Here is a 13906-nt window from a genome sequence, read left to right on the forward strand (position 1 = left end):
CTCCGCCGACCCTCCGCGCAGGTCAGTACTGGCTTCCGGGCCCCGAGTCTCCCCAACCGGACTCGCCTGGAGGACATCACGACCACGAAGGCGGTGGGTCCAGCAGGGTGCGCCCTGACCAGCATTCCGCCGAGGCGCCCGTGTGGCTTCCCGTCAGCTTCGTAGCGTGCCCGTCGCGCAGGACTCTCACCGACTTCGGCACCTTGACGCGGAAGCGCACGTCGCAGTTGGCAAGCCGCTCGCAACCCGCCTCCAGGTCCAGCGTGCCGTCCGTGAGCGTCCAACTGGAGTGCGGCTTCGCCCCGGCCCGCACATCGAACCACCGGGTGACTTCGACGTCCTCGCGGTCGCTCGGGACCAAGTCCGTGGGGACGCCGTGGGACCGCACATCGAGCGTCTTCCCGCCGAACGGGAAGGACTTCGTCTCGGGCGTCGCATCACCAGCGTCGGCGCACCCCGTGACCACCACCAACGAGATCAGCGCAACGGTGGCCAGGACGTTCCTTGACCCACTGCGAGAGAACACACGTACCTCCGGAGATTCAGTGAGTGGCTTCACCACCTGCGCGGGGCCCGCCTGCGGCCACCGCGCAGAGCGCCGACCGTCGGCGGCGGGAGCCTCACGAGGCGGGGGTGCGCAGGGACCGGTCCAGTAGGCACAGGACGGCGAGCGGGGCCATCGCCAGCGTCGGGAGCACCGTTGTGGCCAGGGCGCCCAGGCCCGCCCGGGGGCTGGCGAGCAGCTGGCCGACCAGCAGGGACAGCACCATGTTGTTGCCGCTGTGCGCCAGGCTCGCCACCCACACGCTTCCGCTGCGCCGGTAGAGCCACCACAGCAGGACCTCCTGGACCAGGAACGACACCGTCCACGCGGCGAGTCCGACGACCCGGTCACGGAACTCGATGTAGCCGATGAACGCCAGCGGGAAGTGCCAGAGCGCCCAGATCAGTCCGGTCGCCAGCACCGAAGGAACGGTCCGGCCCCCGAAGAGCCGGGGCCGCAGATAGCTGGTCCAGCCGAACTCCTCGCCGCAGTACAGCGGGGTGAGGACCGGCACGACCAGCATCAGCGCTGCTACTACTGCCCAGCCGGGCAGCCCCGACATCACCTCGCTGAGCGGCGCGAGGTCCGGCTCCCACAGGCCTAGCGCCGCCGCCAGGGCGACCGATGCGGCGGCGATGCCCAGCGGGCCGAGCCAGGCGATGATCCAGTACGGCCAGGCCTTTCGCAGTCGCAGCCTCAGCCCCGCGTCCGCGAACCCCTCCCGCGTGACCCAGCGGCGCACGACGACCGCCACGATCCCGGGGCCCAGGGCGTAGGGGAGTTGCAGCAGCGGATTCAGCGCCGTCAGCCCGAGCCCCTGCCGGGCGAACAGCAGCCACAGCCACGGCAGGCCGAAGGACAGGGCCAGGAACACGACAACTCCCTTGTTCCCCGCGAGCGTTGGCCCGGGCTCCTCCATGCCTCGTGCCCCGGACACCCCCACGCCCTGTGCCCCCCCTCCTCGATGGCGCGTGTGCCGGGCGCCCCCACGCTCGCTGCCCCGACCTCTTCGAGGTCCGCTTCCTGTGCCATGTGTGCTTTCTCCCTTTCTCCGGACAACGACACGGAGAAAGCTCCCACCCACGACCCCGCCTCCCCATCGCCTCCCGGAGCCAACTCCGGATCCCCCGGAAGAGGCCCCCACCTGGCTCTTTCGGGGGAAGTGGCGGGCGCTGTCCGGGCAGTACGGTCCAGTTATGCGCACCGTGTTGATCCGGAGCCCGCGGTCGTGGCTCCACGCCGCCGTCGGCGCCCTGCTGAGCCTTCCGCCCGCGCTGGCCGCCGTGTTGGCGGGCCCACCCGGTCGGCCGCTGCCGCTGCGGGTCGCCGCGAGCGCGGTGGCTCTGCTCGCCGTCCTCGCGGTCATGGGCTTCCCGCGCGCCGCCCGCACCGGCTGCGTACGCCTGGCGAACGCACTGCTCTGTACCGAACTGCCCGCGCCCGCCGCCGGGATGAGCCGCGAGCACCGGCTGCGGACAACGGCGTGGCTGGTGCCGCACATAGTCGTGGGCGTCGCGGTGACCACGGTGACCTTCCTCCTGCTGCTGCCCGCAGCGGTCTTCCCCGCGGTGTGGCTGACCGGCGGCGGCCATGTGTCGACGTTCGGCACGACCGTGCCGGTGGGGGCCGGATGGCGGGGCGCGTGGACCCCGCTGGTGTCCGTGGCGACCCTCACCGCCGCGGCGTACGTCGCTCTAAGCGGCGCCGCCGTGCTGCGCCCGCTCGCCGAGATCCTCCTCGACCACCGGCCCGCCGAACGGCTCGCCGCCGCCGAGGAGGAGCTGAACCGGCTCGCCGGACAGCAGCGCCTGGCACGCGAGTTGCACGACTCGATCGGACACACCCTGACCGCCTCCACCATCCAGGCCGCCGTCGCGAGCGAACTGCTGGACCGGGACCCGCAGGCGGCGCGACGCGCCCTCAGCAGCATCGAGGAGACCACGCGCACCGCGATGGACGACCTCGACCACGTCCTCGGCCTCCTGCGTGCCGGGGTCACCCCCACCGCGCCCCCGCGCACCCTCGCCGACCTCGGCCCGCTCACCGACGGGGTCCGGCAGGCCGGTGCCCAGCTGCGCGTCGAGACCCGCGGCGACCTCACCCGAGTCCCGGCCACTGTGTCCCGCGAGGCGTACCGGATCGTCCAGGAGGGGCTGACCAACGCGCTGCGCCACGGCGACCCGTCGTCGATCACCCTGCGGGTGACGGCGGGGGAGGACTGGCTGGACGTGGAACTGCTCAACCTGCCAGCAGGAGCACGCGCGTTGCGCCGCCGACCGTCCGGTCAGGGCCTCGACGGCATCCGCGAGCGCGTGCGCACCCTGCGCGGCGAGACCTCCGCGGGCCCGTCGTACGACGCCGAGGACGGCCGCGAACGCTGGCGGCTCACCGCCCGGCTCCCGCTACGCTCCCCGGCATGAGAGCCCCTGCCGAGCGACCCGTGACCGTACTCGTCGTCGACGACGAGGAGTTGACCCGGACCGGACTGCACACGCTGCTCGCCGCCCAGCCCGACATCCAGGTGGTGGGCGAGGCCGACGACGGCTCCCAGGTGCTGCCGCTCGTGAAGCGGTTGCGGCCGGACGTCGTGCTGATGGATGTCCGTATGCCCACGGTCGACGGCATCGAGGCGACGCGGCGGCTGAGGGCGGAACTGGCCGACCCGCCGAAGGTCCTGGTCCTCACCACATTCGAGAACGACGAGCACGTCTACGACGCGTTGCGCGCCGGCGCGGGCGGCTTCCTCCGCAAACGGGCTCCCGCCCGGCAGATCGCCCAAGCCGTCCGCCTGGTCGCGGAGGGCAACTCGATCCTCTTCCCCGATGCCGTACGCCGCCTGGCCACGGCCCGGCCCGTACGCCCGGAGGCCGCCGCACGCACCGCAGCCCTCACCCAGCGGGAGACCGAGATCCTCCGGCTGATGGCGCGCGGCCTGTCCAACCAGGCGATCTCGGCGGAACTCGTCGTCAGCCAGGAGACCGTGAAGACCCACGTCGGCAACATCCTCGCCAAACTCGGCGCGGACAACCGCACCCAGGCCGTCATCATTGCGTTCCAGGCGGGCGTCGCGGACCCGGAAGCGGCGTAGAGGAGGGGTGCGCGAGGTGGTGGACGAGGGGCGCATACCGCGACGCGCATCGCTTTGAGAAGGGCTCGCAGTTCACACGTACAACACCTCCGACCAGACCGCCCAACTCACGCGGCATTTCGCTCATCCAGTGATGGAGAAGAAGATCGTGTCCTGGGTGTACCAGTCGATGTCCTGGCTCTCCACCCAGTTCTCGTGCTCTTCCTCGAGCTTCTCGATGAGCTGCTTGACCTCGTCGGTGAAGTCCGTGTCGACGCGGTCCAGGACCGTCTGGTAGGCATCGGCGGCAGGCCGCGTCTTCTCCAGCGGCCAGAAACCGAAGTTCTCCATGGCGTGCTCGGGCAGCGGCAGGTGGAAAGGGAACTCGGCGGGCAGCCCGCCCATGATGAAGGATCCGGGCAGCAGGTCGGCACTGACTCCCACGCGGAGCAGTTCGCTGTCCAGCGCACTGAAGAAGGTGGCCGGCCTGGAGTACACGGCCCAGTCCATGACGTCGCTCGCGTTGCAGTCGATGATGATCTGCATCGCGGCCGCGTAGGCGTTGCCGGCGGCAGGCGCGGAGGAGGAGGCATGGCCTGCCAGGAGGTGCTCCAGTGCCTCGGGCACCGTCAGGCCCCAGCCCAGGTCCTGGCGGTCCACCTCAGCCTGGGCGGTCTGCGCGCTCTTGCGCATGATGCCCGCAAGACGCTGCTGCTCTTGCGTGAAGCGCTCCGCCGCTCCCAGGAACCCGATGATGTGAGACTTGTCTGCTGTGTTGTACGAGATGATCCGACTCATGCCACGACGCTATCCCGACCCACTGACAGCGGTGACCGGGCCGTGCAGCCGGTCGTGGGCAACGGGTCGCTCGGACTCAAGCGGTCAGGCACGGCCCAGCAGGGTGAGGCCGTAGGCAACGCGGTCGTATCGCGTCGAGGTGCTCGGGGCAGCACAAACCGAGCAAGTACGTCGTGCCCACGTCCCAACGACCGCCGTTCGCCTCCTCAGAACCGCGAAAGTGAGTGAGCACGTGCGGCCGACGCGATGAACCGTGCCTCTCAGCGAAGCTGTTACGCACAAGGGACAGCTCACCGTGCCGAAACCGGGTGAGGAATTCCCGCGACCGGATGGACGGCTCCCGTCTCACGCGGTGGGTCGGGTCAGCCGTGCGAGCAGGTGGCGCCGTTGCCGTCGTTGGAGTTCCCGCCGTCGGAGAACTGGTGCCGCCCGGAGGTGACGGTGGCGGAGCAGCCCAGACGCTCGTGGTAGTTCAGCGCGGCCCTGAACCACTTCGGTGCGGCGTACACGGAGCCCGCGTCGTACTCGGGCACGTCGATCGACACGAACCCGGACGTGAGGAAGCCGTTGCCCATGTTGGTGAACGTGACATGGCCCTCGGAGTTGTTGCGCTCGTCCGCGACATACACGTCGGCCCGGTCGATGATGGCCGAGCCCGTCGCGTTCAGGTGCGCTTCCGCGTACACCTGGCGGCACTTGGGGATGTAGGCCACGTACAGGACGCCGATCGACGTGTCGGTGTTGTTCCAGGGGGCTCCGTTCACCTGCCTGTCCCAGATGTTGACGGGGGTGCCGAGGACCATGCGCTGACCGTCGTCCTGCGGGCAGGGACGCGCCTGGGCGCTCGCACTGCCGGCCGGGCCAACGGTGACGAAAGCCAGGGACGAAACGAGAACCGCGGCCGCGGCCAGGAACGTGCGGGTACGGGCGTGGCGAACCTTCAAGGGAGCCCCCCAAGAGCCATCGGGTGATCAGTCCCCGGCAGAGTTCCAGCCCCAGGTCGGCCACACAAGATCGCTTTAGCCGATGCTTATCCTTCCGCTGCGGTTCCTTGACCCCGATGGGCACGGGCTCCTGGCCGAGCAGAGCCGGCGTCACGTTCGCGAGACGCCCGGCGAGGCCGTAGGACCCCGCTCGCCGACCCCTGGGTCACTGCCTGAGCTGAGGCAAGCGCCGGGGCCCGGCGACGCTCGCGGACTTCCGCGATGGAAACCGGGTGGAGGCGCGGGCGCGAAGTCGCCTCGCATCGTGTCCGTCCCGTCCCGTTCCTGTGGTCTGCGCCCAGACGAGTCCGGCCTTCCGGGAGAGCGTCCGTGCCCCGCCCTCTCCCGAAGGCCCGCGCCGCGTGGGCCCGAGTCTCTGCCCGAAGGTGATTATCACGCGGTCACGCGCAGGGAAATCTATCTTTGTCAGAGTAGACATCCGGGTGGTGATCTGGTTATGGTTTCTCTCGTAGCTCAGAGAGGTCGAAAGGCCCGGCAGAGACGAACTGCCGGGCAGCAGTACCCGCAAGTGCAGTTGCAGGACGGTCCGGTGGTGGAGTTCCGAAGCCAAGGCGGTTGCAGGACGGTGACGGGACTGACGACCGGGCCGGGCGGCCCGCAGTGATCAGGGGCTGCCATGAGCAGTACGCAGTGGCAGTACACGCAAGTGCAGTACCCGTAGTGAATGCAGTTCGCAGTACCCAGCAGTGAAGCGGAGTAGTACCTCGGTGAAGGCGTCGGCTGCGGGCGCGCGCACCGGGAGGTTCGGCAGCGGGGTTCCAAGCCAGAGCAGACGTAGGACGGCGACGGGGCAGCTGTCGGCGGTGGCGCTGGAAGAGGCCACCAGCAGTACGCAACACCAGCAGTACACGCAGTTCGCAGTATCAGCAGTACGCAGTTCAGTTCTCAGGTAAGTAATCCCAGAGGGAAAGAACGGAGGAGCCGACGCCATCAGGATCGCCCGGACGCCACGCGAGTCCGGGTACCGCAGGACATCGATAGTGAGGTGGTCTCCGGTCACGCATCCGCGATCCACGCGCCCCCGACGCGGTTCAGGTCGGGCGGGCGGAAACAGAAGGTCGGCGCAGGACAAGGGCCGACAGATGGTGTAGCAGTTCCTTCGGGGCCCGGGTGCCAGTAGTACGGCACCCGGGCCCCTCAACGCGTTCCACAGAGAGGTGCAATGACAGCAGACGATTCCTTCAGCCGTCTCGACGACGACGACTACCCCGCCTACACCATGGGCCGCGCCGCCGACATACTCGGCGCCACCCCCGGCTTCCTGCGCGCCCTCGGCGAACACCGCCTCATCACACCGCTGCGTTCTGCGGGCGGCCACCGCCGCTACTCCCGCTACCAGCTGCGGATCGCCGCGCGCGCCCGCGAACTCGTCGACCAGGGCACCCCCATAGAGGCCGCCTGCCGCATCATCATCCTTGAGGACCAGCTCGAGGAAGCCCAGCGCATGAACGCCGAATACCGGAGCAGGGCCGGGGCTGGATCATCGCTCGACGCGCTCTCCTGATCGCGCAGAAGAACGCTGAAGTCCCGCGGCGGTGCCGACGCGTACGGTCAGCAGGACTGGCAGGACAGTGGAGCCCATCCCCCCGGTTGGGAACGATGCGCGAGGTCCCCGGCGGGATGGGGGAACGGCGGGCTGAGGAGCGCACCAAAGCGCACCAGGAACCGTGCACCGGGGGGTTCGGGAACGCGTCAGGCCTTCGCAGGATGGGCGTCCGGAGTCGGGCCAGCCAGGTTTGGGCACCCGGACCGACTGGTCGAGGTGCGGGCGATGGACGGCATTGGCTGCCCACTCCTGAGGCGCCATCAACCGTCACTGCAACGGGCAGGACGCGGTGTCGGAGACCGCGTGGATGCTCACCGCGACCTGGCAGTTGGCCTGCTTGCCCAAAGCCCCGCAGTGCTGGGGCGCGACTTCCATCGACATCCGGCCGTCCTTGGGGAACGAGACGTCGTCGACTGCAGGCATCCGGGGGCGACCTGCGACATCACCCGCTCAGCAATGCGCCGCCGCACCGGCACCGGAACCGAGGTCGACCGGTTCACGAACTGCTGCAGGTTCTGCTCATCGCCGTCCGGCAGCCGCTCCGCCATCGGCTGGATCGACTTTCGCCGCCCGTACAGCGTCAGCCCCCGCAGATAACAGTCACCCTTGGCCCGCTGATCCTTGCGCGGCACCGACGCGAACACGTCAGCCACCAACAACACCAACTTCGCCCGAGCCGGGTTCACTTCCTATGCGTCCACACCTCCGACAGGCTCCCGAACAGGACCGGGAGAAAGGCCTGACGGAGCACTGCTAGCCAGGTCCCGCTCTCGTCGAACTAGTATGAGAGGGAAACTAGTATCGATTTACACCTATCTCGGGGAGCGTCGTGACCGGCACCGGCGGCGAGAAGCACGTGACCTTCGATGGCGGGCAGGAGTTCATGGCCGCCATCGCGGAGCGCTGGAACTACCAGATCCTGCGCGAAGTCTTCTTCGGTGTCGGTCGATTCGGTGAGCTCAAGCGGGCGCTGGGCATCTCCGCGAACATCCTGACGGCCCGGCTCAACGGCCTGGTCGACCTGGGGCTGCTCACCAAGCACGCGTACCGCCAGGACAAGCCGTGGTACGAGTACCGGCTCACGCACAGTGCCCAGGAACTCGTCGTCCCTGCCATCGCGGCCATCACCCGCTGGGCCGAGGAGCATGCGAGCGACGGTGCGCGCCACCGGTTCCTGCACACGGAGTGCGACAGCCCGACCGTCCCCTACCTCGCGTGCAGCAACTGCCACCAGCCGGTCGAGGCATCGACCCTGCGCCCCCTGCCCGCCGAGCAGGACGGCACCGGCACGGAGGCCGCCGGCTGACTGGAACGGAACAAGGGTGATCCGAGCCACGGGAGCACTAGTAGCAAACAGGAACTAGTACGAGTACGCTACTGGTGAGCAGTGGGATTCCACCGCGCTCCGACTCCCGGGAGGACGATCATGTCGACCACCACGAACGGGCTCGAAGACACCACCGAAAAACTGATTCCCACATCGTTGGGCCTGATCAACGTGCACATCGGTGGCCGCCACGACGGCCGGCCCATGGTGTTCTGGCCGAGCTTGATGATGGACGGCACCATGTGGGCATTCCAGTACGAGCACTTCGCACCCACGCACCGCGTCGTACTCATCGACAGCCCCGGACACGGCAGGTCCGACGCCCTGCGCAAGACCATCGACCTGGAGGACTGCTCCACCGCCCTCGTCGAGATCCTCGACGCCCTCGACATCGACAAGTGCGTACTGGTCGGGAACAGTTGGGGCGGAATGCTCGCCGGCGTCTTTCCGGCCTACCATCCGGATCGGACCGCGGCCGCGATCGGCATCAACTGCACCGCCTCACTGCCCACGACGTTCGAGAGTATCTGGGCCACGGCGCTGGCCACGTACCTGTCACTGAACTCGACGATGCCCGCGCTGGCCGCCAAGGCCGCGCGCCGCGCCTTCGCCGGACCGAGCGCGGAAGCCTCGAACCCCGAGTTCGTCGAGTACACGAAGACCGTACTTTGTAACGACCCGAAATCCGTGGCATGGGCACTGCGCAGCATCCTGATCGGCCGCAAGGACGAGCATCGTCGTCTGAACACCATCAGGGACGTACCCGTCCTCGTCATCGCCGGCGAAGAGGACAGCCAGTTCCCGGTGCACGTGGTGCGAAAGATGGCCGACGCCATCCCCGGCAGCACGTTTCGCATCCTCCAACACACCGCCCATCTGGCAGCACGCGAGAACCCCGCCGAGGTCAACGCGGAGATCGACGCCTTCCTCAAGGCCCTACCCATCGCCGGCTGACCACGACCAAGGGGGCTCTCCCATGACGACGAACACGGCGCATCCGGCGAACATCCCGCCATGGATCCTGAAGTTCATGGACGCCATCGACACCCTGTCGTTCGACGAGGGGTTCGCGCCCCTCACCGACGATACTGAGATGTACTTCGGCACTACACACCTCCACGGCGTCGAGGCCATCAAAGCGTTCTTCGTCAAGATCGACGAACCGCTGCACATCACCCACGAGGTACTGGAGTTCTGGACCGCACCCAACGGCGTCCGACTCCTACGCGGCGAGGCCACCATGTCCAAGAAGAGCGAACCCGGACGCGTCGTCCACGCCCCGTTCACCCATATCTTTTACCTGGCCGACGAAAACCCGCCCCGCATCCGCGAACTGCGCATCACTGCAGGCCCGTTGGAAACCCACGCTGTCATGTGACCCGGGACAAACGGTCTCCCGTACGTCGCGCTGGAGTCGCACGGCCCAGGGTGGTGAGCCCCGGTGTCCCCGCGTCCAACTCACCGGCCAGGACGTGCCCCAGATCACATGCGTCACTCCCGCATACCTGGGCAGCAGGCCAACACCCCCTTCCGGGTCGGCCTCCCCCCGCCCGGGACACCTCGGCCCCGTAAGCCCATCCCCCCGGCTGACGGGGCCCGAGGCGCGCCGCTCGGGTTTGCACGGCCACCCGGGACATACGGCCCTATCAGTGGCCAGTCGATCCGCAGGACGACGTGAACCTCCGATCGCAGGAACGTCGAAAGGGATGCCGCTGGGAAGCCTCGCGATAGAGGCATCACCGCGTTCTCCCACGCTCGCTCGTCGGCGTACTGGCTCATCTGGCCCTGACACGAGTACTACCGGTCTGAGTCCGCATCAGCGGGACCTGCTCATCGGGCGAGTGGAGCGCCAGCCCCCAGACTGGGACTCGTATCTGGGACGGCCAGGGGCGCTGCCCGTGTGGAGATCGGTCATCCTGCTGTGTCTCCTCCGCGGCATGACGTGGTGCAGGAGATGGCTGGTGAGCTGTTCGGTGCATCGCAGTCGACGGTCTCCCGGTACGCGGCCGTGCTGCGTGCGGTGGCGCGAGACAGGGCGGGTTCCTCGTTTTGTGCTGGGACTGGAAAGCTGCTGAGCAGTTGTTCTCCGCCAAGCATCACCGCACCTGGCAACACGGTTCAGGTGATCTCCGACCTGCGCGGTCGGCTCCGGGCGGCGGGACGGCCGCTGCCCGCAGGCCGATTCCGCAGATGGTCACGATCGATACGGGCCTTTAGGCGTCGGCCACGGCGCGCAGCGGGCTGAGGGCGGCGGCACGGCGGGCGGGCAGCGCAGCCGCGGCCGTGCCGACGGCGAGGGAGAGGGCGACGACAAGAGCGAGGGTGCTCCAGGGGAGGGTGAAGGAGTACTGGGGGATGGCTCCGTTGGCGAGTCCGCTGACTTTCCACGCGCCGAAGAGCCCGCAGGCGAGGCCGAGCAGGGTGCCGAAGGCAGCGATGCAGACGGCCTCCAGGCGGATCATGGCGCGGATGCCGGTGCGGTCCATGCCGATGGCGCGCAGGACACCGATCTCGCGGGTGCGCTCGGAGACCGACATCGCGAGAGTGTTGACCATGCCGACCGCGGAGATGAGCACGCCGATCGCGAGCAGCTCGAAGATCATGGTCATCATCTCGCCGGCCGTGCCGGCCCCCGCTCGGACGAGCTGGGTGCGGCTTTGGACCTTGAGCAGGGGGCTGTCGCTCAGGGCGGCGCGCAGGTGCTTGTCCAGGTCCTGGGAGACCGCATGGTTGTCGGTGCGGACGAGGATGCGCTGGATGGAGTCGCGCAGGTAGCTGTGCTTTTGGACGTCGGCGCGATAGGCGAGGACGTCCCTTGCGGTGGGGTTGTCCTGGTAGATGCCGACGACGGTGTAGGGCTCGTCGCGGTCGCCGGTCCCGGGTCCGATGCTCGCCTTGATCTGTTCGCCGGTGCGGACGTGGTGGTCGCGGGCGAAGCTGCTGGAGACGGCGATCTTTCCGGGGCCGATGTCGGTGGCGGAGCCGCTGAGGAAGCGGAGCTTCATCACGTCGTTCACGCTCTTCGGGTCGACGCCGGAGACGTCCTTGGCGAGGCGGCCGGCGGAGATGGTGGAGTCCGCCACGGCGGAGGCCATTCGTACACCGGGGACGTCGGCGAGTCGGGGGATGGCGGTCGCGTCGACGGCGGTCATGGTGTCGTGGGTGCTGATGACGTAGTCGGCGCTCAGCCCGGCGGCGAACTGGGCATCCAGTGCTTTGCTGGAGGAGTGGTCGAAGGCGGCGAGCCCGGAGACCAGCATGGTGCTGATCATCAGGGCGACGGCGGTGGCGGCGGTACGGCGCGGGTCGCGCAGGGTGTTCTCGCGGGCGAGGTCACCGGTGACGCCGAAGTGGGTGGTGAGCCGGCCGAAGAGCCGGATCACGGGTCCTGCGAGCAGCGGGGCCAGCACGATCAGACCGATCACCAGGATGCCGTAGCCGTACATCGCGGTGTTGAGGTTCTCGTCGGTGGCGCTCGTTGCGCCGCTCAGCGAGAACAGCAGGCCCGCGCCCAGGGCGGCCAGGATCAGGCCGACCGCACCGCGGACTCGGGACACCACGGCAGACGGCGGCAGCTCGGCTGTGCGCAGGGCTTCGACGGGAGCGATCCGCGCGGCGCGGCGCGAGGGAATCCACGCGGCGAGCATGGTGACGCCGACGCCCACCGCGAGTGATGCGATGACCGCGGTGGGGCCGATCACCAGTGGTCCGCTTGGCATCAGGTCGCCGGAGGTGTCCAGGACGTTTGGCAGCACGGTGGCCACGCCCAGACCCAGTACGAAGCCGAGGACGGATGCGGCCAGGCCGATCACGGCCGCCTCTGCGAGGACCGACCGGACGACCTGGTGACGGGTGGCACCGATTGCGCGCAGCAGGGCGATCTCGCGGCTGCGGCGGGAGATGAGCATGGTGAAGGTGTTGATGATGAGGAACGTGCCGATGAACAGCGACACCACGGCGAAGAGCAGGGGCATCCGCTCGTAGCTGTGGACGCGGGCACTGATGTACACCGACTGCTGTTGTGCGCGGGCGGCCGCAGTGGTGGTCTTGGTGCGATCGGCCGGCAGCACGGCGGTGACCCGTTGGGCGAGTTCGGACTGGCTGGTGCCCGGGGCTGCGGTCAGGTCGATGCCTCCGTAGTGCCCCGGAGTGGCGAAGAGCTTCTGGGCGGTGGCCTTGTCGAACACGGCGAGCGTGCCGCCCGCGTTCACCCGGCTGTCGGTGGTGGACACAAGGCCCACCAGGCGCATTTTGAGGACGGGGCCGGCCTGGGCGAGGGTGACGGTGTCGCCGAGGCTGTAGCCGCCGGCCGCCGCGGTTCGGTGGTCCAGGGCGACCTCACCGCTGTCGCGAGGGGCGCGGCCCGCCGTGAGCGGGTAGCGGTTGTCCTTGCCGTCGGGGCCCGGAAGGTAGGCAGCACCGAGCTTGCCTCCCATGCTGCCAGCTCGCATCGGCGTGCCGTCCTTGGCGGCTAGGGTGACCGAACCGTTTGCCGTCGGGCGGACGGAGGCGACTCCGGGGATGCCGGACAGCTTGCGCACCAGGGCGTCGTCCAGGGCGCCGTACTGCTCCTTGGCGGTGGAGCCGGGAGGGGACTTCGCGCTGATCGAGACGTCGGCGTAGCGCTCGGACAGTGAGGCGCGGTGGGCGGCCGTGGTGGTGTCGGCGAAGATCAGGGAGCCGGAGACGAAGGCGACACCGAGACAGACCGCGAGCATGGTCATGCTCAGACGGGCCTTGTGCGCAAGGACGTTGCGCAGGGTGGTTCGCAGCATGGTGAACTTTCGGAAGAGTCAGGGGGCGGCGGGTCAGCGGGGCTGGCGGCCCTGGGCCTCGAACGCAAGCATCCGCTCCAGCACGGCGTCGGCGGTCGGGTCGTGCAGTTCGTCCACGAGGCGGCCGTCGGCGAGGAACACCACGCGATCGGCATGGGCGGCCGCCACGGGGTCGTGCGTCACCATCACCACGGTCTGCCCCAACTCCCGTACGGAGTTGCGCAGGAAGCCCAGGAGCTCCGCGCCGGAGCGGGAGTCGAGGTTGCCGGTGGGCTCGTCGGCGAAGACGATCTCCGGCCGGGATGCCAGGGCGCGGGCCACGGCGACGCGCTGCTGCTGGCCGCCGGAGAGCTGGGCAGGACGGTGAGCGAGGCGCCCGGCGAGCCCCATGGTGTCGACGACGGTGTCCAGCCACCCGGTCCCGGGCTGCCGGCCGGCGAGCCGCAGCGGCAGTGTGATGTTCTCCAGCGCGGTCAAGGTGGGCAGCAAGTTGAAGCCCTGGAAGATGAAGCCGATCTTTTCCCGGCGCAGCTGGGTGAGTTGACGGTCCTTCAGACGGGCCAGCTCAACATCGCCGATCCGGGCCGAACCCGAGGTCACCGGGTCAAGTCCCGCCATGCAGTGCATCAGCGTCGACTTGCCGGAGCCGGAAGGGCCCATGACTGCGGTGAACCGGCCCCGCGCGAACTCCACGGACACAGAGTCCAGCGCCGTGACCCGCGTCTCGCCCCTCCCGTACACCTTGGTCAGGTCCGTGGCACGGGCGGCAGGCCCGGTGAGGGATGCACTGAAGGAAGGGGGCGTGGACAGGGGCGTCTGGGGCATGGGAACTCCGCCTGGGGGAC

Annotated in this window: 12 protein-coding genes and 1 pseudogene; 6 read left to right on the top strand and 7 right to left on the bottom strand. The window is 68.9% G+C overall.

The window, feature by feature from the left end:
• Positions 1–76 precede the first annotated feature (76 nt).
• Together AC07F3_RS32105 and AC07F3_RS32110 are read right to left on the bottom strand one after the other, a co-directional pair.
• On the bottom strand, positions 77–526 hold the full coding sequence (locus AC07F3_RS32105) for a hypothetical protein (protein WP_479117970.1): 450 nt from the start codon (positions 524–526) through the stop codon (positions 77–79).
• A gap of 94 nt (positions 527–620) precedes the next feature.
• Positions 621–1418 carry a CPBP family glutamic-type intramembrane protease gene (locus tag AC07F3_RS32110; RefSeq protein ID WP_479117971.1) on the bottom strand — a complete coding sequence of 266 codons (798 nt, stop codon included), beginning with the start codon at positions 1416–1418 and terminating at the stop codon, positions 621–623.
• Between the two features lie 322 nt (positions 1419–1740).
• Between AC07F3_RS32110 and AC07F3_RS32115 the strand changes: the two genes are divergently transcribed.
• Together AC07F3_RS32115 and AC07F3_RS32120 are read left to right on the top strand one after the other, a co-directional pair.
• The gene (locus AC07F3_RS32115; protein WP_479117973.1) at positions 1741–2964 is read left to right on the top strand and encodes a sensor histidine kinase; all 1224 of its coding nucleotides are present in this window, start codon (positions 1741–1743) and stop codon (positions 2962–2964) included.
• The gene (locus AC07F3_RS32120; RefSeq protein WP_479117974.1) at positions 2961–3632 is read left to right on the top strand and encodes a response regulator; all 672 of its coding nucleotides are present in this window, start codon (positions 2961–2963) and stop codon (positions 3630–3632) included. Before AC07F3_RS32115 ends, AC07F3_RS32120 begins: the two co-directional genes overlap by 4 nt.
• Positions 3633–3755: 123 nt before the next feature.
• Here AC07F3_RS32120 and AC07F3_RS32125 read toward each other — a convergent pair whose 3' ends face one another.
• Both AC07F3_RS32125 and AC07F3_RS32130 read right to left on the bottom strand, forming a co-directional pair.
• Positions 3756–4409, bottom strand: coding sequence for a DUF7691 family protein (locus tag AC07F3_RS32125; protein ID WP_479117975.1), 654 nt, complete (start codon positions 4407–4409; stop codon positions 3756–3758).
• Between the two features lie 362 nt (positions 4410–4771).
• Positions 4772–5353 (bottom strand): hypothetical protein, encoded by a 582-nt coding sequence (locus AC07F3_RS32130; protein WP_479117976.1) that lies wholly within the window; start codon positions 5351–5353, stop codon positions 4772–4774.
• Between the two features lie 1222 nt (positions 5354–6575).
• Here AC07F3_RS32130 and AC07F3_RS32135 point away from each other — a divergent pair.
• A complete protein-coding gene (locus AC07F3_RS32135) occupies positions 6576–6917 on the top strand; it encodes a MerR family transcriptional regulator (RefSeq protein ID WP_479117978.1) in 342 nt (113 codons plus the stop codon).
• A gap of 312 nt (positions 6918–7229) precedes the next feature.
• On the opposite strand, the pseudogene AC07F3_RS32140 reads toward AC07F3_RS32135, so the two are convergent.
• Positions 7230–7645: pseudogene (locus tag AC07F3_RS32140) on the bottom strand (transposase); the annotation flags it as partial.
• A 143-nt stretch (positions 7646–7788) separates the two neighbouring features.
• Between AC07F3_RS32140 and AC07F3_RS32145 the strand changes: the two are divergent.
• From AC07F3_RS32145 to AC07F3_RS32155, 3 genes are all read left to right on the top strand, one after another.
• Positions 7789–8265, top strand: a complete 477-nt coding sequence (locus tag AC07F3_RS32145; RefSeq protein WP_479117979.1) for a winged helix-turn-helix transcriptional regulator — start codon at positions 7789–7791, stop codon at positions 8263–8265.
• Between the two features lie 120 nt (positions 8266–8385).
• Positions 8386–9240, top strand: a complete 855-nt coding sequence (locus tag AC07F3_RS32150; protein ID WP_479117980.1) for an alpha/beta fold hydrolase — start codon at positions 8386–8388, stop codon at positions 9238–9240.
• A 22-nt stretch (positions 9241–9262) separates the two neighbouring features.
• Positions 9263–9664 carry a nuclear transport factor 2 family protein gene (locus AC07F3_RS32155; RefSeq protein WP_479117981.1) on the top strand — a complete coding sequence of 134 codons (402 nt, stop codon included), beginning with the start codon at positions 9263–9265 and terminating at the stop codon, positions 9662–9664.
• A gap of 835 nt (positions 9665–10499) precedes the next feature.
• On the opposite strand, the gene AC07F3_RS32160 is transcribed toward AC07F3_RS32155, so the two are convergent.
• Both AC07F3_RS32160 and AC07F3_RS32165 read right to left on the bottom strand, forming a co-directional pair.
• Positions 10500–13061, bottom strand: a complete 2562-nt coding sequence (locus tag AC07F3_RS32160) for an ABC transporter permease (protein WP_479117983.1) — start codon at positions 13059–13061, stop codon at positions 10500–10502.
• Between the two features lie 33 nt (positions 13062–13094).
• A complete protein-coding gene (locus AC07F3_RS32165; RefSeq protein ID WP_479117984.1) occupies positions 13095–13886 on the bottom strand; it encodes an ABC transporter ATP-binding protein in 792 nt (263 codons plus the stop codon).
• Positions 13887–13906: the final 20 nt, after the last annotated feature.

It is taken from the genome of Streptomyces sp. NPDC045846 (genome assembly GCF_056431605.1).